This is a genomic window from Paenibacillus sp. NPDC101420, assembly GCF_050277435.1.
GTDB lineage: Bacteria > Bacillota > Bacilli > Paenibacillales > Paenibacillaceae > Paenibacillus_AQ.
Genome location: NZ_JBNNSE010000006.1, coordinates 120,468 through 143,762, shown reverse-complemented (window position 1 = coordinate 143,762; position 23,295 = coordinate 120,468). Strand labels below are relative to the sequence as shown.

The following is a 23,295-nucleotide window of genomic DNA, read 5'->3' as shown; positions in this document are numbered from 1 at the left end:
AAGGTTTCCTCCTTTGTCTTTCGCATTATCCATTCATATCCATCGGTTTCTTGCGAATGTAAGAATTCATCGTCGTCTTCATCCACTGGATGTCCTCCCGGGTAATGAGCAGCCGGGGTAGTTTAACTTTTAAGGTGTACTTTATATTGAGAACAATGAAGAAGAATCGCAGGATTGCTGATGACAGCATCGCTATCCCTGCTCCGAGTAAGCCAAACTTAGGGATGAGCAGGAACAACATTGGGATAACCAAGAGTAAGCCAAAACCTTGAAGCATCGAAACAATTTTCGGCTTGCCTAGCGCCATAAAGGCCTGCGCCAGAATGATCGTCCCCCCGCTAATAGTCACTTCAAGGAGCAATAAGCGAAACACGGTTAATGCCGCATTGAAGTCTTTGCCATACATCAACGGAATTACTAAAGGGGCTAAGAGCATCAGGACTACTCCGCCAAGCATGGTGAAAGTCGTACTTATGCGAAAGGCTTTGAATGTTAACTCAACTGCCTGTTCTTTTGACAGCTCAGAGGCCTTGGGAAACAGTACGATAGTAATCGAGCTTGAGAAAAAATTAACCATTCGCGATAGACTCACAGCCACTACATACAGCCCCAGATCAGCAGGTCTTAACAAACCGGCAATTACGATCTGATCGATATAATAAGAGAAATTGCCAAGCAAGTCATTGCCGTAGGAACCAAGTCCGTAAGTAAACAATCTTTTTAAACTCTGAAAGGCTCCTCTCATCTTCACCTTATAGGTGCGAAGCAAGGAAATCGTCATTCCGATAAATAGCGGCGCTCCAGGAAGGAGATAGGCAACTGCAGTTGTAAAAGGATTCATCTGATCCAGCGCGATCAATATCCCAATCATCGTCAGTGTAAGCAACGGCACTAGATAGCGAATCCAATTAAACCTCTTGTATTCACCTCTGAATTGAAAAGCTGCATTGTTAATTTGAGAGATCACTATAATCGGACACAGAATCATTGACCACTGGGCAAAGGTTACAACCTCCGGACTGAAGGATTTCAGCCAATAGGGTAAGACCACTATGCCTATAATCATTGCGATGACCCCAAAAATGATGCCGAGCAGCAATGCCATTCGATAAAGCACTCCGGCATCCTCCGGGTTTTTCTTAGCGTTATAAATCAGAGCTGATGGAATCCCAAAGCTCATGCTAAAGGCCAGAAACTGTGACCAGTTAATCATTGCCGTTTGTTCCCCACGTCCTGTCGGTCCAAGATAACGGGCGGTCAGTACACCCGTTAACATGTTAATCAGTAGGATCATGACACTGACAAACATTGTCTTCACGGCTGCCGAGCTGTTATCCTTACTCTTCGCGAACAATCTAAAAGATGACCAGATTGTTCTAGCGGGGAGAGATTTTGCATTCAATTGCTGCATACGGTGTTCCCTTCCTTCTACTTTGTGTAATCTCCCTTGCGCTGAGGCCAAGACCGATCAGCATCCAGATTAAGTATCCCTTGAGTCCGGGAAACCCATTATCTGATACCAAACTGACTATCGCACCGGTCCAAGTAGCAAGAGCAAGTCGGGCGTATGGCTGCAATTGGTCCCTGCTGATTACTCTAGCGAATATTTGTTTGACAACTGCGCCTAAAGCTCCGAAGAAGAAAACAGCACCCAGAATACCAAAGGTAAGCAGTAAGGCGATAACTCCGTTATCCATAATTCCGTACTCTCCAAGCTCGCCGTCATTACCAAGCTTAGTCCCTTGGCCTACACTACCGATTCCCTGACCTACTGGATTGGCGGCGACCATCGGCAGCATGTTTTGCCATAAGCTTAGCCGTTCATTATAAGAGTGATCTTCCTGAACAGAAGAAAGTGTCTCTACCCGAGCAACCAGTCCTTCGGCGCCAGGCAATTTTGGCACAACCCAGAACAACGCAGCAGCCACAAAAACTAATTGGATCAAGGTTTTCCACTTTCCCTTAGAAGGAGAGGTTCCAATGTACATGAGCAGCATCACCAGAAGAATCAGCCATGCCGCGCGTACTAAAGTAGTCAGCAGGCAGATTACAACCAGCAGCACGCCGATCCAGCGCAATGTTCCCCGCCATTTTTTCTCCAGTATCATCGGAACTAAAGCAAACGCTAAGAATGTTGCAGCCGGTCCCGGCGAATTCAGCGTAGAGAACACTCGGATTTCCAATGGATATGGATTTCCGATGGACATCATGTCCGCATGTTTCATCCAGAACACATCCCAAGGTGGCACCGTTAAATACTGAACAATCCCGTAAATGGCAACTAGGACTGCAATATTGGCAAAAGCGGTAAGCAATCGATCGATATCCTTCGGCTTGAACTTCGTGACGGCAAAGTACGGCAATAACAGCAGTGGCACAATATAATTCGCTAAGTCATAAACTGAGCCCATGCCATTCTTAGCCAAACCGATTAAAGCACCATAACCCAGTGCTACTGCGAACATTAACATGATCCGCGTGGAGGCTTTTTGAATATTATGAATCTCCTTCAGCAGCGGAATAATCAAGGTTACACCGGTTAACAAGGGAGCTAAGCTCAGCAAGGATACAGAGTGATACACTCCTTCTGACCAGTCAGCAATGCGGCGCAGCTCTGGAGCTACGGCCCAGATTAGCAAGGTATAAGCAACCAGCATTTTCGGTCTAAGTATGGCTAGCAAGAAAGCCGGGAATAGGATGGCTGAGAGAATGGCTCCCTGCAGACTGTTCGATGAACTCAGCATCGCACTGGAGAAGCCGATGATCAGCGGAAGAGAGACACCTGCAGCTGCAGTCCCCCCTATTAATCCAACTGTCTTGATGAACCTAAGTGATGGGGGCGTAAATACACTCATTCCAAGCCTCCTTCCTTCACCTTATCCCGCTTACGCAGTTCCTTAAGTAATAAAAGTAGAAATTGTGCATCATCCACAAGATATCTTTTCCAGAGTCGGCCCGGCTCCTGGCTTAGCCGCCAGAACCATTCGAACCCTGTTTTTTGCATAAAGCTAGGCGCTCGTTTCACTGAGCCTGACAGAAAATCAAAGGTCGCTCCCACTCCGATCGATATCGGAGCTTGATAAGAGGTATAGTGGCGGTAAATCCACTTTTCCTGCTTAGGCGCTCCTACACCAACAAACACGATATCTGGCTGGCACTCTGTCAGCATTTCTATAATGCGTTCATTCTCCTCCTCATTGTGCTCGAATCCATAGGATGGAGAATAACAGCCAACCACATTTATTCCGGGATGCGCTGTTTTCAAATTCATCGCTGCCCGTTCCGCCACGCCTTCAGCTGAGCCTAAGAAGAACAGCCGGTACTTCCTTTGCTCAAAGGCGTTGCCCAATCGATTAAATAGATCCGCGCCGGATACCTTCTGCTTAAGCGGCTTGCCTAGCATTTTGGATGCCCAGATCAGTGGCATTCCGTCAGCAACAACTGCGCCTGCCTTCGAATATACCGTTTGAAATTCTTTATCCTTACGAAGCTTGATCACATGATCTACATTGCAAGTGAGGATATAAGACTGATTCCTCTCCTGAATGGTTTTATCAATGTAATCAAGCAAATCCATGAAATCATAGTTATCAAAATTGACATCGAACATGTTCACTTGACTCATCGTATCACTTCTTTTTGTGGGGAATCGGTTGGCTGTGAAGATCGATACAGGCAGTTCAGGTACCAACAGAACGGAATAATAAATTGGACCGTCGACAGCGTGTTATCGGAGAATGAGTAGATTAAAAACGCTGCAATAAATAACAGATAATAAGGTTTGATCGGCGGAGCCAATGCTCTGTACACCAGAATAAATACAGCCAATAAAGAGAACATCAACAGAATAGCGCCAATATATCCCCCATCGAAGTAAAAGCGGATATACTCGTTGTGCGGAACTACAAAACCCTTATACAATGTTCCATCATTTGCTACCGTCACTGCTCCAAGCCCTCTACCAGACCAAGGAGAGTCCGCAGCCTTGTTTAAGAAATACTCCCATGCCTCTGACCTTCCTGATAAATCAACAGCCGTATCTGTCTGTCTCTCAAAGGAACGTTTCTCAAAATTATCGAGCTGCCAGAAAACGGCGACCATAATCAGGAAAAATGCACCCATCAACGGAATTAGCAGATAGGTTCTGCCCTTCAAATATTGGCGGAGAATATCATAGAAGTAATAGAGAACGGTAAGTCCAAGTGCCAATATAGGCCCTCTTGTTCCTGTTCCAATCAAGATAAAGAAATTTAGAACTAACATGATATAGAAAAAGCGTGCTTGCTGCGGATTCCGCTTCACCTCTATAAATGGAATCGCTACTCCCATAAAGGCCAGCATCGCTAGATGCGCAGGAATATTAGCCCCCTGAATCCGTACAGCGCCTGTATACTCGATGTTGAGAAAATTATGAACATGCGCAAGCTGCAGCAACAAACCAACCACTACACTAACAAGGGGAAGCATACAGATAATTTTGATTTGCAGCTCAGCTACATTCTTTTTCCAGTTGATTAATAAAAATACGAATGGAATTGATAGACCGATAAAAGCTTTAACTGCAATGGATGAGGTCATTTCCGGCAGCCAGATCGAAGATCCAAAGGTAATCACCAGCAGCGCTACCATTGCCCACAAGGGGTGACTCAGACGAAACCGCAAGCCATTGACCAGAATACAAGGAACAAGCAGCATCACGATAACCAATTTATAAAGGGACAGTATCTCCATTCCGAACATGCTGCCATCATATAAAAAGTTAATCGATATTGCCGTCGTGATTAGAACGAAATAACTGATCAGTTCAGGCCGTGAAATTGAGATTCCCAGCAAAATAATCAGAAGCACGGCAGCTATCGCAATCATCGGCTGGTAGATGACCGCCGTTCCAAAGAACAGGGCCGACATGAGATAGAGCATCCCGTATGGCAAAACATTTAATTTGGAGCCCCACTCAAAATTTGTCATATTAATCCCTCACCCCGCTGCGGAATGCCTCTCCCGATTGAGAATCATATGAAGCGTTCCACGAATACTCTCCAGCCTGCATTTGTTCAAAAGCCTTCTTCCTTTACTTCTTGAGAGGATAGAATCAGCCAGGATATACACAAGCTTAGCCGCTGTCTTTCCCACTAGAAGCAGCTTGCCTTTTAGTCCTTCGCTTTTCATAGCGTTAGAGATGCCTTGGCTATAATAGCGCCTCATAATCCAATCTTCCGTTAAACGGGCCGCCGGAACGAAATGGTCAACCGCCATTTCCGGATGGTAGAGGATGGAATGCCCTTCTTTTTGAATCTGTCCGAATAACCAGGTCTCTTCACCGGAGAGCAGAGAATCACCCTTTCTTCCGAGATCTAGGGGAAAAAGACTGATGTCGAATACGAGCTTCCGCATCGCCATATTGGCCCCACAAGGATGAAGTTGCTTGGGATATTCCTTAATCCGGCTACCTAAATCAACAATCGTGTACGGAAGCTCAAAGGGTTTAATCAACCAGTCCGGACGTTTACTTTCAAATATCGGAGCGATTTTGCCTCCCATAGCCATGACCTCCGGTTTACTCTCGAAAGTACTGACAATCGTTGTTATCCATCGCTGGCAAGGTATCGCATCATCATCGAGAAAGGCAATCAGCGGCGATTTGGAAGCCAGAATTCCTGTATTTCTAGCCGCTGAAAGCCCCTGCATCGGCTCCATCATGTAGCGGATATCCACATCAGCTCCATGCTTTCCTATAAACTTTTTGACGCAAGCTTCAGTATCATCCTTGGAACAGTTATCCACAACAATGATCTCCGCCTGCTCTAAGTGATCTAGCTTTAAAAGTGACTGAAGCGTCTTGATCAATAAAGGTGCTCTGTTGTAGGTACAGATGATAATGGAAAGCTTAGGAACGTCTCCGTATTCACGCATCGGCATTCACCTAATTTCCACATTATTAATAAGCATCTTTTGAACCGAGTAACATCAGTCCGGTTTTAGCAATGATTTTTAGATCCAGCATGGTGCTCCGAATATGGATGTAGGTTAAGTCCAGCTGTACCATTTCGTCGAAGCCGACACTATTTCGGGCATTTACTTGCCAATATCCGGTACAGCCTGGTGTAACCGTCAAACGCTGTTTGTCATATTCCGTATACTGAGCCACCTCTTCAGGCAGCGGAGGACGAGGACCGACCAGACTCATTTGACCTATCAGCACATTCCACAGCTGAGGTAGCTCATCGATGCTCGTCTTGCGCAGGAATCTCCCTATCTGTGTGATCCGCGGATCGTTCTTAATCTTGAACATGGCACCGCTCACTTCGTTATAGGCCATCAGGTTTTCTTTTAACTCCTCAGCGTTACTAACCATGGATCTGAACTTATACATCGGGAACTGCTTTTCATTCTTCCCAACCCGGTTTTGCCGAAAGAACACCTTTCCTTTCGGATCCTCCAGCTTGATCAGAATCGCCACGACAACAAATAATGGCATTAACACGAGAAGACCAAGAGCGGAAAAAAAGATATCGATCATCCGTTTCATTATCAAATAGGACTCCGCTTCTTTCCTTCTCTCATCGGTATGCAGCATGTAAAGTTTCGGCAGGACCGCCTCGTAGTCTTCCGGCAGTTTTTGCATGCTCATCCTCCTCATCTAAAATTTTGCGAACTCAACTTAACTACTCAAGCTGGTTTGTCCCATTTTATTCAGCCATTCCGCCATTGCATCCATCACCGGATAGCGCAAATCTTCACTTTGCAGTGCAAATTCAAGTGTTGTCAAAATATATCCAAGCCGCTCGCCGACATCATATCTTGTTCCGTCAAAATTATAGGCATATACCCGTTCGCTCTGATTCAGCTTCTGAATGGCATCTGTCAACTGGATCTCTCCGCCAGCGCCTTCTTCCATCAAATCGAGATACTTAAAGATCTTCGGCGTAAACACATACCGGCCCATGATCGCAAGATTAGAAGGTGCCGTACCTAGTGGCGGCTTCTCTACAAAATTGTTAACCCGATACAATTTACCGTCCTGCAAATCCGGTTCAATAATACCGTAACGATTCGTGAATTCATCAGGAATCTCTTGAACTCCGATAACCGAGTTTTGTGTTTCTTCATATTGATCGATCAGCTGCTTAAGGCAAGGTACGGCTCCTGTGACGATATCATCGCCTAACATGACACCGAATGGCTCATCTCCGATAAACCGTCTTGCACACCATACGGCATGCCCCAGACCCTTCGGTTCTTTCTGGCGGATATAGTGAATTTCTACCTTGGCTGAACGTTGAACCTCTTTAAGCAGATCCAGCTTTCCATCTTCCAGAAGCCTAGACTCCAGCTCAAACGCATTGTCAAAATGATCTTCAATGGCTCTTTTACCTTTACCAGTAACAATGATGATATCTTCAATACCGGAAGCAATAGCTTCCTCCACAATGTATTGAATGGTTGGTTTATTGATAATCGGAAGCATTTCTTTAGGCATGGCTTTCGTTGCAGGAAGAAAGCGCGTACCTAGTCCTGCCGCGGGTATGATTACTTTTTTTACCTTTTTCATCGCACTTTACCTCCTAAAAGTTTTGTGAGCATTAGCTTCAATGATTTGACTTCGTACAAAACTCACTTCGAAAGCATAAACTTAAGTTTTGTGAGCATTAGCTTCAATGATTTGACTTCGAGCAAAGCTTACTTCGAAAGCATAAACATTTACTTCGCCTGGTTCATGGCAATTCCGATTAGATTAGAGCCGGTCTGTTCAAGCAGCGTCTTCGCTTTGCGGATCGATTCCCGTTTGGACTTTCCGTATCTGGCCACCAGGATCACGCCGTCCGCTTGAGGTGCCAATATACGAGCATCACTGAAATCGACTGCCGAAGGAGAATCCAGCAGGATCAGATCGTAGTTTTCTTTTAGTTCCTCAAGCAAAGCGGTCATTTTGGGGTTGCCCAGCAAATCCGGCGGACTAACATGCGTTTTACCCGCCGGGATGACCGAAAGATTGGCCAAATTTCCGAGGACTGCGATGTTATCTGCTTCCTCTTGCCCACTTAAATAAGCCGCAAGCCCGTCACTACCCTCTACTTCAAACACTGTATGAAGACCGGGATGTCGCAGATTGCAGTCCACCACCGCTACCTTCTTGCCATCCTGGACGAAAGACACCGCTAGATTTGACAAAATCGTCGTCTTGCCTGCTCCAGCTTCTGCTGACGTAAAGAGTAGCACTTTTCCTCCGCTACCCTGCGCTATTCCAAGCTGGCGTATATATGTGCGTAGCGATCGGAACGATTCCGAGATATGCGAGGATGGATTAACATCCGTAACCAGACTCTTATTTAGCCGCAACATAAGCACCCTCCTTCACTCTTGTGTTGCCGCCTGCTGCCTTACCCAAATCGCGTTTACGAATGGTTGCGATCGAAGCAATTACCGGAAGACCAAGGTCATATTCCGCTTCCTTTTCAGACCTTAATGTGCCGTTAAGAGTTTCCATCAGCAAAATAATTCCTAGGGCTGCCATAAGCGATACAACAAAGCTGATGATGAGATTCATCGCAAACCCGCCGTTCGAGGGCCCTGGAACATCAGTCGGATCGGCCGGTGTCAGCAAGGTCACATTGTCTACCCTCATCAGCGATGGCAATTCACGAATGAATGTCTGCGAAACCGCATTTACGATCCCGGCAGCTTTGGTGTAGTTTTCATCCTGAACATTGAGGTTGATCACCTGGCTCTTCTCTGAAGTTTTAATCTCAAGCTTCTGACTTAGTTCATCAGCCGTCAGACCAAACTCCGGGTGATTTTCTATTACGCTTTTCATGATGGTCGGTGATTTCATAATTTCCTTGTAACTCTCAATTAAATTCAGGCTAAAGCTCAAATCGTTAAGATTGTTGCTCTCGGGAGCCTTGGCAATATTGTTGACAAGCAGCTGTCCGGAAGCGGAATAGACGGGTTCAACGAAGTTTTTACTAACGTAGTAAGTCGTAGCACAGGAGATCAAAACGAACACCATGATGAGCCAAAACCTTTTTTTAATCAGGTTAATGTAATCCAGAATCGTCTTTTCCACAGTAACCCTCCTTCCGCTAAAATTACATTCTGAAAGCATTCATGAAAGTTTCAGTTGTTGCTTTAATTCTATCAATCCACACCATTCGCCACATGGCTCATATCATCACTTTCCTCTTCACTTTGGAGTAAGACGTTGTACTCCTTAAGAGGGGGGTGAGGTATACTTTAGCGCCATATTTAGGGCTAATTTAAGTTTTGACGCACAAAAAAACACGGACATCGAGTCCGTGTTTATGTACAATGCTTATAAATTAGTTCAACTTTCACTCATAAGACATTTCATATTTGGTCAATCCGACAGCATTTGCGTAAAGCGCTGCCTGTGTACGATCTGCCACCTGTAATTTCGCTAAAATCTGACTGACATGCTTTTTCACTGTAAATTCACTAATAAAAAGACGTGAGGCAATTTCTCTGTTGCAAGCGCCCTGTCCTAGTTCGATTAAGACTTCCTTCTCTTTCGGGGTCAATTCATCTGTCGGACTGCTTTCACTCATTCGCATCTTATCTTCCATCAGACCAGGATCATAATACTTTCTTCCTTTATGGACCAACTGGATAGCAAATAGTAACTCTTCTGGCAATGCCTCTTTCAGTACATATCCGTCTACCAGCACTTCCTCAGCTTTCAGAAAATCCTCTCTGCTTGCAGATGATGTCAGCAGAATAAACTTACTAACGATTCCACGAGCACGCGCTTTCTTGATGACATCAAGTCCTGATTCATCCGCTAGCTTAAGATCAATGAGTACAAGGTCAGGCTGCGTCTCCTCAATCACAAGAAGCGCTTCTTGGCCGTTCGTCGCCTCTCCAGCAAACTTCACATTCGGTTGCATCGAAATAACGGATGCCAGCCCTCTTCTAACTAGAGGATGATCATCTACAATGACGATTTTCATTAGAAACGACCTCCCGCCCTAAAGTTTATGCATTCTTTAATTCAGCTACACCCACAGGAATGGAAATCAAGATTCTCGTTCCCATATTTTCATTACTGGACAGCTGGAAGTCGCCACCTAGCGACTGCGTCAAATATTGCATATTCTTCATGCCAAGCCCACTCGCACTATCTTCGGATTCAATCCATAACAAATCAGTATCAAAACCAACACCATTATCACAAATCAATAATCGAATCCAAGTCGGCTTCAGAGACAGTTCTACATCCACTCGACTGGCAGCACCATGCCTGATGGCATTACCAGTGGCTTCGGAGATAATCCGAAAAAGCGCTTTGTGGTAAGGATAAGGGAGACTGAAATCATCTCCCGTTATTTTTAATTCAATATCAACATCATTTAATCTAGATAAGCTCTTTAAATGTGATCTTACCATACCGAGCCATGTAGGCCCGCCACTCTTCTTGGAGCTAAGACTGTAGATCGTGATCCGCAGTTCTTTAGCAACCTTTGTAGCAGAGTCATGAATAAGCTCAATTTGTTCTTCTAGCTCATGATCTGACATTCTCTTCCACGATTCCTTCAGCGAATGCGTCGCATACACAATACCAAAAAGGCTTTGGGATACACTGTCGTGCATTTCATCCGCAATCCGGTTCTGTTCGTTCGTGATGATCAACCGGTTCTCAATCACACCAAGCTCATGCCTTTCAAGAATATTCGCACTTAGCTCAGATAAGAATATCAATTGTTGAATATACCATCTGCGGCCTTCCAGCCCCTCTGTAGACTCCAGCTTGAGTCCAATCATCCCTACAAATCGGGTGCTCATCCGTACAGGCATCAGCAGGAAATCTCCTAATCCCGGAAGATTTCTAAAAATAGGCTCTCGCTGCAATCTCCATTCATGTTCATGTTTGCCCAGTTCTGAGAATAAGAACTGTTCCTCTTCCTGCTGCCAGCCGGTCTGCCTGCTCTGCGGTGCTGGTTCTCCACTTTTCTTGGCGAACCAAAACAAAGCCTTATCTAGCTTCGTTAGCTTAACAACATAATCGGTGATCACTTGACCGATATTCATGAAATCATGTTGGCTTGAGGTTTCCACGATATGGTACAGCGATTTGATATGCTCCATCGTCTCTTTCGTGCGAGCATTCGATTCTTCACGTTGCCGCTTCATCCGATTAACGATCTGCATTATTATAACCGTAAGTACCAGTGTTAGAAACAGATTCCCATTTACAAATACAATTTCCAAAAAAGTTTTGTTCGCAGAATTGATAAAAAAATAACAGAGCACCGCAAAAATACTGATGTAACTTAAAAGCAGCGACCATCCAAAATAAATGGACAATGAGCCTGCAGCAATCAATACAGGGTTTAGCACATAGAGCCTAAAGGAACTCTCGTACCCACCGGTAAACAAAGTCAATGCAATAATTCCCACCATCTCTATACTAACAGCCAAGACGAGAGTCTTTGGCCTGCTTCGTAACCTCCGATAAAAAAATGAGAACGTTTGTGCAAACAGAAAGAGTATGGCAATAACAAGGGATTTATAAATTACGGAAGGTCCCGTTTTATCTAGAAGATACATGAGCGATGTGAGGGACAAAGAGAAGTACCTGTAATACTCAATCAGTTTGTCTTCTGCAGTTGGTTTGATTTTCATCCCACCACCCTATTCTCCAGTTTTTTGGAAAATGCGAGATTGTACTGTGCTCGATAAAAGCATCATACATGAGAAAAATCACAATAACAAGCTGACATTTCCCATGTTTGCGCTTCCATTTGAAAAATAGTTACAAAAAATTTATTATTTTTTTAGAAGGTTTTATACCTAAAATTTGTCATTTTATCCACTATAGTTATAAAGAACTAACGTATTTATGTAATATTAATCCATAATTTTTAACATATCTCATAAAACGACAACAATTATATAATTATAACAATTCACATTGGGACTCTAGTAGTATGATGTCGATTTAAATGTTACTACGACAAAGCTGTGGCGCAATCCCCATATATTTTTTAAATAAACGTGAAAAATAGAATGGATCATTATAATGAAGCATGCCCGATATTTCTTTTACTTGTAATGGGGTATTTAGAAGCAGCTTTTTGGCCTCAGCCATTTTAAGACGGTGAATATATTCATGAAGCGGATACCCGCTACTATGCCGAACAAGACGACGAAGGGTAGACATCGAGATATGATGTTTTGCCGCAATTTGCTCTAGGTCCATTTCACCATAAATGCATAAATTCAGGTCCTCCCGAATCTGACGCATATAATCTGCCTGAGCATTCCAACTTTTTTCTTCTATTATAAAAGAACACTCCAATAGCATCCTTTCAACGAGTAGTGCGGCCCGATCCGCATCTGCAGGTTCTCCACTCTCCATTCGTTGTAGTACCTCTTCAAATAAGGTCGAAAGACCCATGATCGAATTCGCTTGGAACACATTCCCGCCAGCGATTAGACCCGACTCTAGCCATTCCGATACACGTGTCCCATTAAAATTAATATAATACTCATCCCAGCTCCCTCCAGGTGGTGGGCCGAAATTGTAACTGTATCCTGGGCGAAAAAAGAATAAGCTGCCTTCACGCACCTGCTGTTCTTTCCCCGAAGTCTCCATATAGGTGCCACCACCAGATACTATGTGAACAATAGCCCAGTGTTCAAAAACTACGCCTGAACGGAATAACGTTCTTCCAGGCAAATGGCCGGCTTGTCCTACTCTAATATTTTTAAGCTTCAGCTTAGAGGACTCCACCTTCGGATCAATAATTCGTATTGGATATGGACTGATCATATAATCCATGCGCTTGGACATTATAGACATTCCCCCCTCTATTTAGTAGTGATAAGGTTATTGTGAAGTTGATCATATTCTACATGAATAAGAGGTGTCCACGCTATGCTTAATCATTCTACACTACTGCTTCTGCCTAATCCGCGTGAATTCACATTGTCACAGGGCTCATACCGTTTCCCAATAAGCGGAAGCATTGTACTTCCTAGTACAGGAGAGCAAAGTTCAATGCCTGCTGCACAAAAGCTGCAAGCTGTGATTAAACAAGCCTTAAATCTTCATTTGACCTTATCTATTGGCACTCGTCCAACGGTTGTATCCGCTTGTATCTTTAGCTATGTGCCGTCATTATCTGAGCAGGCATACGAAATAGTTGTTGATCAGAGCGGTATCGTTGTCTCCTATAGCTCACCTGTCGGTGCCTTCTACGCAGCAGCCACTCTGAAACAAATCATTGAACAAAGCGGCAGATCTATTCCTCATCTGCATATTCGCGATGAACCTGATTTTGGAGCTAGAGGGATAACCGTTGATATCAGCCGCAATAAAATTCCAAAGCAAGAAACCTTGTACCGAATCATTGACCTTATGGCCGATCTGAAGATGAACCAGCTTCAGCTATATATAGAAGGTACGCCGTTCGCGTACGAATCTTTCCCTCAAGTGTGGGAGCTTGAGACTCCAATCACAGGAGAGGAAATCCTGCTTCTAGATGCCTACTGTAAGGCGCGTTATATTGAGCTTGTTCCAAACCAGAACAGCTTTGGACATATGGAAGGCTGGCTTTCCCGTCCTGAATTCAATGCTTTAGCCGAAATTCCAGAGGGATTTATGCTTCCCAAGGAATTGTACATGGGGGATGTATATCCAGAAGGACTATTTATGCATCCCGGTACGTTTGATACCGAAGATCCTGCCGTGCTCCCTCTGCTAGAAAAAATGTTCGACGATCTGCTTCCATACTTCTCCTCTAATCAATTTAATGTAGGCTGTGATGAGACGTATGAGCTTGGTCTTGGCAAAAGCAAGGCGCTGGCTGAATCACAAGGCAAAGGTCAGATCTATTTATCTTTTCTTCAGAAGATTTATGAGCTTGTTACGAAACGCGGCAAGACGATGCAATTCTGGGGTGATATTATTATCCAACATCCCGAACTGATCCCTCACCTGCCTAAAGATATTATTGCTATGGAATGGGGTTACAGTGCGGAACATCCTTTTGAGTCGGATACCCTCAAATTCCGTGAAGCAGGCATTCCTTTCTATGTCTGCCCAGGTACCAGCTCATGGAACTCCATTACAGGGCGTAGCGACAATATGTTTGCTAATCTGCGTAGTGCAGCTATTCATGGCAAAAATAATGGTTCTATCGGCTATCTCATTACCGATTGGGGTGATCATGGGCATTGGCAGCATCTCCCAATCAGCTACACTGGATATGTTTATGGTGCTGCGCTTTCCTGGAATGTAGATAACAATCTAGATGTAGACACTGCTAAATATTTAAATACATTCATCTTCGCGGATCGTTCCGAGGGTATTGGTCAACTACTCCTTGATCTCGGCAATTACTATCAGCTTGAATCCGAGATCATTCGTTCAAATGATACGGAAATGTCTCTGCTTCTTCGTACTAATCTCGACAATTTGTTAATTGTAGAGAAACTTACCGAAGAGCATTTCAACAATCTTGAAGAATACATGCTCTCTATCGAGGCACGTCTCTCGGGGCTTGATCTTCAATGTGCTGATGCTGATCTTGTTCTTAAGGAACTGAGTAACGGAATCCATTTTGTGAAGCACGCTGTGCAGCTTGGAAGAATTAAACTGCAGCTGGCATCCGCGCCAGATTCGATTGACCCTAATCTGATTACGGAGCAAATCAATGATTTGAATGTTCTACTTCATCAATATCGTCTATTGTGGACCGAGCGCAACCGACTCGGTGGCTTAGATCAAAGTATTTGGAGACTTCTACGTCTTAGAGGTCAATACGAAGCATTGAAATCGAAGTAATTTCCTCATCCTAGCTGCAATTGGCGAGTCGAACGTTGAATTTAATGTTTCCGGCTCGCTATGCGCAGCTCTTCATATTGATTTTCAAGCATTTCCCGCTCCCGCTTTTCATGCTTTTCTCTGCCGATTCCCTCTTTCATGCTTTCCTCATCCTCATAGATTTGCCACAGATCAGAGAACAAATAATCTTTGATTTCTACTGTTTTTCCATTCAATATCCCATTGGTCCAAATAAGTCCCGCAGAGGTACGCATCACAATGCGGCCGTCTGGCGTTTCAGCCTTTTGCCCCATTCGAATAGTCATAAGCATTTGTCCAAAAGTATAGCACTCCATTCGTCCTTAAACCTCCTAAATTTTAGTTGTAATGGAATAAAGAGAAGGATATAATCAGGGCGAAAGAACCAGTTTTTTGCAATTTTATTGTAGGAGGGATGCAATGGATTGGCTAAATGATTACGAAGAAGAACTCCGCTTAGTATTTCAAGAAAGTAGAAAGATCATCTCCGAATTTCCTGAGCCTCTAAATTCACAAGGCATGTCCTATCTTGAACATTTTAACGTATTCAATGCGGAAAGCCACAAAAATTACATATGTTATCTATTGCCCTTTTGGCTTCAGAAAAGCTGTGGGCTCTCAGCAGAAATTACCCGTCAAATGTCGATGGGCAATGTCTTCTTCATGCTATATTTTTTCATACAGGATGACCTGATGGACAGCAAAGAATCCTCTACATACGAAAGATTACCTTTAGCGAACCTACTCTATGTTGAATTTTTGAATATCTACAGACTTTTATTTCCGAATGACTCCTCTTTCTGGACATCGTTCAATCGTTATATCGCTCAATGGGCAGACAGTGTTAGTAATGAAACCACCAGTGATTATTTTCTTAATGATCGGATCAAGATCCCATATAAAGCCAGTCCGCTCAAACTATCCAGTACCGCTGCCCTTCTGCTATCTGGTAAGGATTCTCTTGTACCGCAGTCTGAGGAAATGATCGACTCTGTTCTACTTACACTTCAAATGCTTGACGACTATGAAGACTGGAACGAAGATTTATCAGAAGGCAGCTATAATTGTCTCCTCTCACTCACACGAAGCTATCTATCCACTGATAAAGCAACCACACTCACATCAAAAGAGGTCGAATTCTTCCTGTTTACAGCAAACGGACTACGTACCTATGCTGAGCTAGCGCAGGATACGCATCGCAAAGTAATGGCTTCCAGCTTAGATATACCTCAGCTCCTAGCATTCCACTCCATGTTGGTGACGAACTTACAACAGATCTCAGATTCTATCGAAGCAGAAAAACAGCTTTTACAAGGTGGGGGCTTGTTTTACTATTTGTCAAAAAATATACAATAAATCTATTATTTTGTAATAAAAAGAATAGATTTAGCACAATTGCTATGTTATATTATTAAAGGTAAATATATACATTTTGGAAAGGGTGATTATTATGTCAGAAGCAGTTCTTAGAAATCAAGTCATTCAAAAGGCATGGGAAGATCCAAGTTTTAAGCAAAGACTACTCGCAGATCCAAAAGCAGCTCTCCAAGAAGCGCTAGGCGTAATCATTCCCGACAGCGTTACCTTGAAAGCCGTTGAAGAAGGTTCAAATGAATTCTATCTTGTAATCCCACCAAGTCCATCATCAGATGTATTGAAAGCAACCGCAGCACCACGCGGTTCTTGGTAAGACAGCAGGATTAACCTCATAGGGAGTAGGAATCATCCGGAGCTTCTGCCAATGGCAGTATGGTAATGGATTCGGTTCCTACTCCTTTTTTGCTTGTAAATCTTACTTCACCTTGCATAGTTTCAATGATGCGGAAGGTGACCATCAATCCTAAACCTGTTCCTTTATTTTTCTTGGTGAAATATGGTTCTCCGAGTCGGTGCAGAACATCAGGGTCCATTCCTTCCCCGTTATCTTTGATGTGAATAATCACTTTATTATCTTCACCGTACACCGACATATAAATGAACCCTTCTTCACTGAATGATTCAATGCTGTTCTTGATAATGTTAATGAACGCCTGCTTAAATTTCGAGGAATTTCCTTTTACCCATAATTGGCCGGATACATCCAGAATCATTTTCCCTCCATTGATGTGACACAGGGGCTGCATAATACTCTCAATATGCTTGAATTCATCATATAAATTCAGACTAGAGATCGTCTCAAATTCTGGTTTAGCAAAGGTTAAGAAATCTGTAATAATATTGGATGCACGATCTAGTTCACTTAGGGCCATTGACATATAAATTTGCTCTTCGTTAACGGATTTCTCGCTAAGCAGCTGAAGAAAGCCCCGAGTGACTTGTAGTGGGTTTCTTACTTCATGAGCTACCGATGCAGCAAGCTCGCTAATGATCTCCATTTTTTCCGAACGCTCCAATTCATTGTTGAAACGCTCTAGTTCTCTAGAGTAATTAACAACCTGTTGATGGTTATAGGCTAATCTTCGTTCCAGAATTACGATCAAGGAAATAATGAAAGCAACCAGCCCCCACTTCCACAAGAACAAATCATAATTCCCTTTTTGGATGTAATACCATAATAGCTCTGCAACTACAGTAAACGCAGCGGTTCCAAATCCAATGGCAAACACAATAGCATCTTTATTTCCTTTAAGAGAGAACATAACCACACATGCGATCAGCAGGATGAATTGGAGGATAAGGATAACCCCTATAATGGTGGTAGAAATAAAATAATAGAACTCAATATAGCGATTATTTGATAGGAGATTGATTAAAAGACATAGCAAACAAAAAGAAGAGTAAAGCACTTGAAATTGACGAAATTTTCGAATGATACTGAATTTACCACTACCGAATAATTTCTCAAATAAAAAGGTAAGCGCTGGGAGAAGTGAAAAAAGGGCTAAGTCTAGGCAAACGTTACTAATTGGCCCCAATTTATTGTAAAAGGTATAGATGAAGGGGGAGTAGGTTATAGAAAGGATTCCGGTAGCCGCTATAACCACTGCTAGTGAAGCAACACTGGAGAAATAATCTCTGTTTATGTATAGAGCACTTATAAATAGAACGATAGCCACCAGAAAAAAAGCGCAGCCCAAAATCACATCACTTAGTCCATTCTCAATATATTCATTAATTAATTGACTATGTTCACCGATCATTACACTTTTTTTAATTCCAATTCTGTCTTGCATGGTTTCTGTCCAGATATATAGTGTTTTCCCGTTATCTTCTTTACTTAAAGGCAACAGCAAAGAATAGTTATCCTTGATATATTTACGATTTTCCTCGAAGATCAAACGATCCTCCACATACACTCTCACATGAAGAGCATATAAAGTATCGATATACACCGAAGGAGACACATAACTTAAATCGGGTAAGAAAATGCGGGTCCAAGAAGAGGATACTCCTGAAGGTAACTCTGGGAGTTCCTTCTTAGAATCTACGTTCATCCAGCTTTGCTGGCCTTCACTCCACGGAATCTCTTGTCCTGTATTTCCTGTTTCATCCTCCCATTTCATTTGCCACTTTGTAATTTCTTGGGATGGATTTGGGTTCGCTGCCGATACAATAATAGAGCCACAACCTATCAGGAGGAGTGAAAGGGTGATTGTAATGTGGAGTATTCTAACCATCAAGCGCATATAGGCACCTCAGAAGGAAGTTTCAGAAACAATATTCTGTGTGTTACTACTTCGCTCACTATGCTACCCTTTCCTTCTAAAAAACGGAATAATCATTAAATTCTCCTAATTTTTTCTAGCCGTTGGCAATTTAATGATAATCTCCGTTCCTTCCCCCTTCTCACTATGAAACTCCGTTGTCCCTTCCATCGCCTCAATTATTCGGAAGGTTACCATAAGTCCAAGTCCTGTTCCTTTTGTTTTATTAGAGTAATAGGGCTCACCCAATCGGGCCAGTTCGCTACCATTCATCCCTTCTCCATTATCACGTACACTAATCATTACATGGGCTTCGGATTTCCAGGCCGTAACTCTAATAAGTCCATTATCCTGCAAAGCTTCGATGCTATTTTTTATAATATTAATAAACGCTTGTTTAAATTTGGCAGATGATCCAATCACGCAGAGTTCCGACTGCAGGTTGAGTTCAATGACTCCCCCTTGCAAATTCGCAAGCGGAGCGAGAATACCCGACACATGCCGTAACTCCTCGGATACATCAAGCCTCTCAATGGTCTCTAGCCCTGGCTTAGCAAAGGTAAGGAAGTCTGAGATAATAACCGTAGCTCTATCCAGTTCTGCGATAGCCATCTGCATATATTCCCTCTCCTTATAATCTGAGCGTTCTCCTAGGATCTGAAGGAAACCACGGGTTACCTGTAAAGGATTCCGTACCTCATGCGCTACAGAAGCTGCCAATTCACTTATAATCTCCATTTTCTCGGAACGCTGTAAATCATTATTAAACGTCTCAAGCTTACGAGAATATTCAACGAGTTGTTCATGGTTTCTCGTAAACCTTCTCCCCAGAATGACGATTAAGGATAATACGAAAACCATCATCCCCCACTTCCACCAATATAATTGATAGGATTCTCTGGATATGTAGTATACGATCAATTCGACAAGAGATATAAATGCAAAGATTGTAAATCCTGTAGTAAAAACAATAGCATCCCCATTGCCGCGATAAGTATGAATAAACGCTAAGCTTACCAATAATATAAATTGCACAATCATAATGATGCCTAGAATATCAGCAGTCATGAATCTATAAAAGTCTTCCAGCTGATACGACAGAAGGATATTAATAACCATTAGTGAAAGACAGAATATAGAATAAACCAATTGAAACTTACGGAATCGGGTGACGATTTGTTTTTTCCCTGAACCGAATATTTTCTCAAAATAAAAGGTTACTGATGGCAACAAGGTGTACAATGCTAAATCAAAGAATACAAGCACGATTTTCCCATAATCTCCGAGGATGATCGGCAAAAACGAAGAATACGTAACCACTATGACTCCAATGGATAAGAGAATTAACACCAACAAAAATCCGGCCGTAAAAAATCCTTTTCTCAAGAATAATGAACAAATAAACAGGACAATAGCTATAAAGATAAACGTCATCCCAATGATGATATCCATTAAGCCCTGCTTCACATAAATGGACAACAGCTCACTGTAGCGATCTACTCTTATTTCGCCTTCTATTCCTAAATCTTTGCTTCCTCCGTGTGTCCATATGTATAGTTCCTTTCCTCCATCTTCTGTGGATAAAGGAATTAGAATTTTGCTGCCGTTGAAATTGTATTTATTCTCAGAATCATATACTAACGCGTTATTCACATAAGCTTTGACGCTATTTCCATATACCTTATTAATGAATAACGCGGATTTCTCGCTCATTTGCGGCAAAGAAAACCGGAGCCACGCTGAGGATGTACCTTTTGGCATCTCTGGTTTGTGATTATGAGGCGTTACGCGAATCCATTCATCATCTGAAGCTGCTACAGCTTCTTCGACAGTCTCTGCTTCTGTATTTCCAAATCTAATCTCCCAACTTGGCAGCGCAGAGTCTGATGATCCAGCACTCACTATCGCCGCACCGTAAGGCACTATTGCTGTTAGCAATAGAAATAATAGCAAAGTAGCCGCTATCTTTGGTTTTGGCAACTTCATCGTAGCACCTCAGTAATTCATTAGTTGTTTAAATGATCATATATGATTCTTAATTTCGACAACCTTCGCACTATTCCTGCCTATTCTTGTAAATTTTCTCGAAAAAAGACGTTATTTATCGGCGTTATTTCCCTGATTATTTATAAAACGATTCGATCATAGGCAATCGGGTAAAGATACATATGAGAAGTCCAAATCTTAACCTACCGAGGGAGTGAACGGCTATGGAAGATACACCTAATAAAACTGAAGCCGATTTTGCATATGAACGTTATATACAAGCTGATATTGATGTAGAGGATGTTGTCAATGAAGATGCCGACCCCGTGTTGGTTGGCGATAAATATTTGGCGGCGGATATTGGTTTAAACCAACCTGAGGAAACACTCGAAAGAAATGACTTACTGGAATCCGATGCATTCCTCGCCGCTGAAACGGCAGGACTAACAAGTAGCGATAATGCTGAGGACGAGGAGCTGCTAGAAATGGAAGAGGAGGATCCGCCATTGGAAGATATTCCTGATGCAGATGAGGTGTATCCTGGATCCATCATCGACCCTGCTTCACCACCAGTAGATGGCATGCCTGGAACGGACGTCTTAAATGGATCACAGGGAGATTAGACTATATAAAGCCGCCGGGCTAGGATCCGGCGGCTTTATTTGTTTTTCAATATGAGCAATTTCCTCCGTAAGGGTTACTCTTGAGCTGCCGGTTATTCTGCTGAACGCGCTGCTGCAATTTGGGAATCCAGCTTACGGGTCTTAACCAATACCGCTGCTACAAGCAGCATCACCCCATTGATCACAAACACCCAGCGGATCTGGATAAAAGCCCCAAGTAAACCGCCTATAATAGGCCCGGCCATTGTCGCGAGTTGAGATGCCGCTTGGTTGAGACCAAAAGCACGTCCGCGAAACCCGGGCTCAATCACTTGTACAATCATTGCATTTACAGATGGAAGCACACCTGCATAGAACAAGCCGTAGGCAAAACGAAGAACGGCGAATTCCACATACCCTGTAACAAAGAATTGCAGAATATTACCGATACCTCCACCGATTAATCCAATGAACAAGATCATCCCGAAGCCCTTCCGGCTTCCGATTCTCCCCCACTGCGGAGCCATTAGCACAGTAGCAATACCCACAGCGGAGAATACAATTCCTGAGCTTAGCGAGGCGCTGCTTTTGGCGATTCCCATGTCTAGCAGATGTATCGGAATAAGCGGCTCCAGAATCATAACAGAAAAGGTGCTTATCCCCGCCAGCGATAGCAAAGTCATAAATGCGCGATTGCTTCGCGCTTCCTTGATATCATCACTTACATGAGACCTCGGAGCAGATCGGTCAAAATTCTCTTCTTTAGCAAAAAAAGTAGCAATAAGTGCCGAAACGAGTACAATACCTGCTGAGAATAAAAAAGCAACCCGATTGCTTGTGTAAAAGCTCACTACACCGCCGATCAATGGACCAATGATACTGCCCGTTGCTCCGGCTGTAGACATAATACTCAGCGCATAACCGGTCTTATCCTCAGGTGTGTTCGTAGCCACCATGGCTATCGCAGCCGGAACAAATCCAGCAAGCAATCCTTGTAGTACGCGCACGATCAGAAAGACGTAAGGATCATGCACGAAGTAATTAATCAGATATAAGGCTGCCAAACTGAAGCCCGAGCGAATAAGCATCGGCTTCCGACCATATTTGTCGGCGAGGGAACCCCAGTAGGGAGAAATTAAAGCGCTGGCTAGAAAGGTTATGCCAAAGCTAACCCCAGACCAAATTTCCAAATGATTCGTAACCCCAAGCTCGTCACTCAAAAAAATAGAGAGGAACGGAATAGAGATCGAATACGCCGTACTACAAAAAAAGACACCCACCCAAAGCACGATCAAGTTCCGTTTCCATGAAAAGCGCATGATCTACACATCCTTTCTTGATGTTCTCGCGGAAACATTCCTATTATTGTAAACCTCTTTTGAGAATGTGCCAATCCCACATGTCATAACTGACCTTTGCATGTAAAGGGACAAAGAGGTTATTATGAGAAGTACCTACGAGATTATTCAAGAAAAAGGAGAGATTGATTAGTGAAGTCTACACGAGCAAGATCTGCTATCCTAATGGTCATGTTATGCCTGGTGATGGTTATTGCAGCAGGTTGCGGTAATAAGCCTACCAATAACAATGCCAGCAGTAATAATGGAAGCAGCAGTGGGGCAGCAGGAAATAACGCAAGCAGCGAGACAAATGCTGGCGCTAACGAAGGACTCCCTTCAGCTACAGCAAGCCACCCCATTGTGACTATTGAGATGGATAACGGAGGCATCATCAAAGCCGAGCTTTATCCTGAAGTTGCCCCTAACACTGTTAACAACTTCATCTCACTGATTCAAAAAGGATTTTATGACGGCACCATATTCCATAGAGTGATCCCTGACTTCATGATTCAGGGCGGTGACCCTGATGGTACCGGTATGGGTGGCCCAGGATATAGCATCGCTGGAGAATTCTCTGGAAACGGGTTTACTAATAACCTGTTGCATACGGAAGGTGTTCTGTCCATGGCAAGATCGCAGGCTCCAGATTCTGCCGGTTCCCAGTTCTTTATTATGGATACAGCTTATCCTAGTCTAGATGGAAGCTATGCCGCTTTCGGTAAAGTTACCGAAGGCATGGACGTGGTTAAATCCATTGTTGGCTTGAAAACAGACAGTTCAGATCGTCCAGAAGAGCCACCAGTGATGAAGAAAGTAACCGTCGACACCCTGGGCGTCACTTACCCAGAACCACAAAAGGTACAATAACAAGCAAAAACGCCGTTGGCGTCCTTAAAGGA

Annotated in this window: 21 protein-coding genes; 5 read left to right on the top strand and 16 right to left on the bottom strand. The window is 43.3% G+C overall.

Annotation, left to right across the window (positions count from 1 at the left end; genetic code table 11):
• Positions 1–25 precede the first annotated feature (25 nt).
• The 12 genes from ACQKMP_RS23525 to ACQKMP_RS23470 all read right to left on the bottom strand — a co-directional run bounded on the left by ACQKMP_RS23525 (position 26) and on the right by ACQKMP_RS23470 (position 12,811).
• On the bottom strand, positions 26–1,411 hold the full coding sequence (locus ACQKMP_RS23525) for an oligosaccharide flippase family protein (protein ID WP_379423324.1): 1,386 nt from the start codon (positions 1,409–1,411) through the stop codon (positions 26–28).
• On the bottom strand, positions 1,377–2,855 hold the full coding sequence (locus ACQKMP_RS23520; RefSeq protein ID WP_076299139.1) for an O-antigen ligase family protein: 1,479 nt from the start codon (positions 2,853–2,855) through the stop codon (positions 1,377–1,379). The genes ACQKMP_RS23525 and ACQKMP_RS23520 overlap by 35 nt, the downstream gene beginning before the upstream one ends.
• On the bottom strand, positions 2,852–3,625 hold the full coding sequence (locus tag ACQKMP_RS23515; protein WP_036676606.1) for a WecB/TagA/CpsF family glycosyltransferase: 774 nt from the start codon (positions 3,623–3,625) through the stop codon (positions 2,852–2,854). The genes ACQKMP_RS23520 and ACQKMP_RS23515 overlap by 4 nt, the downstream gene beginning before the upstream one ends.
• Complete coding sequence (locus ACQKMP_RS23510) at positions 3,622–4,968, bottom strand: O-antigen ligase family protein (RefSeq protein WP_036676609.1); 1,347 nt, start codon at positions 4,966–4,968, stop codon at positions 3,622–3,624. Before ACQKMP_RS23510 ends, ACQKMP_RS23515 begins: the two co-directional genes overlap by 4 nt.
• 9 nt (positions 4,969–4,977) lie before the next feature.
• Entirely contained in the window at positions 4,978–5,913 is a 936-nt protein-coding gene (locus ACQKMP_RS23505) for a glycosyltransferase (protein ID WP_036676610.1), read from the bottom strand.
• A 25-nt stretch (positions 5,914–5,938) separates the two neighbouring features.
• Complete coding sequence (locus tag ACQKMP_RS23500; RefSeq protein ID WP_042124430.1) at positions 5,939–6,631, bottom strand: sugar transferase; 693 nt, start codon at positions 6,629–6,631, stop codon at positions 5,939–5,941.
• A 30-nt stretch (positions 6,632–6,661) separates the two neighbouring features.
• On the bottom strand, positions 6,662–7,552 hold the full coding sequence (gene galU, locus ACQKMP_RS23495) for a UTP--glucose-1-phosphate uridylyltransferase GalU (protein ID WP_042185171.1): 891 nt from the start codon (positions 7,550–7,552) through the stop codon (positions 6,662–6,664).
• 149 nt (positions 7,553–7,701) lie between these two features.
• Positions 7,702–8,343 (bottom strand): CpsD/CapB family tyrosine-protein kinase, encoded by a 642-nt coding sequence (locus ACQKMP_RS23490; protein WP_042185169.1) that lies wholly within the window; start codon positions 8,341–8,343, stop codon positions 7,702–7,704.
• Positions 8,327–9,067 carry a YveK family protein gene (locus ACQKMP_RS23485; RefSeq protein WP_076283895.1) on the bottom strand — a complete coding sequence of 247 codons (741 nt, stop codon included), beginning with the start codon at positions 9,065–9,067 and terminating at the stop codon, positions 8,327–8,329. The genes ACQKMP_RS23490 and ACQKMP_RS23485 overlap by 17 nt, the downstream gene beginning before the upstream one ends.
• Before the next feature lie 265 nt (positions 9,068–9,332).
• The gene (locus tag ACQKMP_RS23480) at positions 9,333–9,968 is read right to left on the bottom strand and encodes a response regulator (protein ID WP_042185164.1); all 636 of its coding nucleotides are present in this window, start codon (positions 9,966–9,968) and stop codon (positions 9,333–9,335) included.
• Positions 9,969–9,993: 25 nt separating this feature from the next.
• Positions 9,994–11,640 carry a sensor histidine kinase gene (locus ACQKMP_RS23475; RefSeq protein ID WP_042185158.1) on the bottom strand — a complete coding sequence of 549 codons (1,647 nt, stop codon included), beginning with the start codon at positions 11,638–11,640 and terminating at the stop codon, positions 9,994–9,996.
• A gap of 316 nt (positions 11,641–11,956) precedes the next feature.
• Positions 11,957–12,811: a helix-turn-helix domain-containing protein gene (locus tag ACQKMP_RS23470; RefSeq protein ID WP_427471302.1), complete on the bottom strand. Its 855-nt coding sequence runs from the start codon at positions 12,809–12,811 to the stop codon at positions 11,957–11,959.
• An 84-nt stretch (positions 12,812–12,895) separates the two neighbouring features.
• Between ACQKMP_RS23470 and ACQKMP_RS23465 the strand changes: the two genes are divergently transcribed.
• Positions 12,896–14,806, top strand: a complete 1,911-nt coding sequence (locus tag ACQKMP_RS23465) for a family 20 glycosylhydrolase (RefSeq protein ID WP_427471301.1) — start codon at positions 12,896–12,898, stop codon at positions 14,804–14,806.
• A gap of 41 nt (positions 14,807–14,847) precedes the next feature.
• Here the strand turns inward: ACQKMP_RS23465 and ACQKMP_RS23460 are convergent, their stop codons facing one another.
• Positions 14,848–15,141 carry a hypothetical protein gene (locus ACQKMP_RS23460; protein ID WP_076299135.1) on the bottom strand — a complete coding sequence of 98 codons (294 nt, stop codon included), beginning with the start codon at positions 15,139–15,141 and terminating at the stop codon, positions 14,848–14,850.
• Positions 15,142–15,244: 103 nt separating this feature from the next.
• Between ACQKMP_RS23460 and ACQKMP_RS23455 the strand changes: the two genes are divergently transcribed.
• Both ACQKMP_RS23455 and ACQKMP_RS23450 read left to right on the top strand, forming a co-directional pair.
• Positions 15,245–16,180: a hypothetical protein gene (locus tag ACQKMP_RS23455; protein ID WP_427471300.1), complete on the top strand. Its 936-nt coding sequence runs from the start codon at positions 15,245–15,247 to the stop codon at positions 16,178–16,180.
• Between the two features lie 94 nt (positions 16,181–16,274).
• Complete coding sequence (locus tag ACQKMP_RS23450) at positions 16,275–16,514, top strand: NHLP leader peptide family RiPP precursor (protein WP_170880314.1); 240 nt, start codon at positions 16,275–16,277, stop codon at positions 16,512–16,514.
• Between the two features lie 16 nt (positions 16,515–16,530).
• Here the strand turns inward: ACQKMP_RS23450 and ACQKMP_RS23445 are convergent, their stop codons facing one another.
• Entirely contained in the window at positions 16,531–18,441 is a 1,911-nt protein-coding gene (locus tag ACQKMP_RS23445; protein ID WP_427471501.1) for an ATP-binding protein, read from the bottom strand.
• A gap of 114 nt (positions 18,442–18,555) precedes the next feature.
• Positions 18,556–20,454, bottom strand: a complete 1,899-nt coding sequence (locus ACQKMP_RS23440) for an ATP-binding protein (protein WP_427471299.1) — start codon at positions 20,452–20,454, stop codon at positions 18,556–18,558.
• Positions 20,455–20,678: 224 nt separating this feature from the next.
• Here ACQKMP_RS23440 and ACQKMP_RS23435 point away from each other — a divergent pair, with 224 nt between their 5' ends.
• On the top strand, positions 20,679–21,077 hold the full coding sequence (locus ACQKMP_RS23435; protein WP_076283888.1) for a hypothetical protein: 399 nt from the start codon (positions 20,679–20,681) through the stop codon (positions 21,075–21,077).
• Positions 21,078–21,169: 92 nt separating this feature from the next.
• On the opposite strand, the gene ACQKMP_RS23430 is transcribed toward ACQKMP_RS23435, so the two are convergent.
• A complete protein-coding gene (locus ACQKMP_RS23430) occupies positions 21,170–22,375 on the bottom strand; it encodes an MFS transporter (protein WP_076283887.1) in 1,206 nt (401 codons plus the stop codon).
• A 204-nt stretch (positions 22,376–22,579) separates the two neighbouring features.
• Here ACQKMP_RS23430 and ACQKMP_RS23425 point away from each other — a divergent pair, with 204 nt between their 5' ends.
• Positions 22,580–23,263, top strand: coding sequence for a peptidylprolyl isomerase (locus tag ACQKMP_RS23425; RefSeq protein ID WP_427471499.1), 684 nt, complete (start codon positions 22,580–22,582; stop codon positions 23,261–23,263).
• Positions 23,264–23,295: the final 32 nt, after the last annotated feature.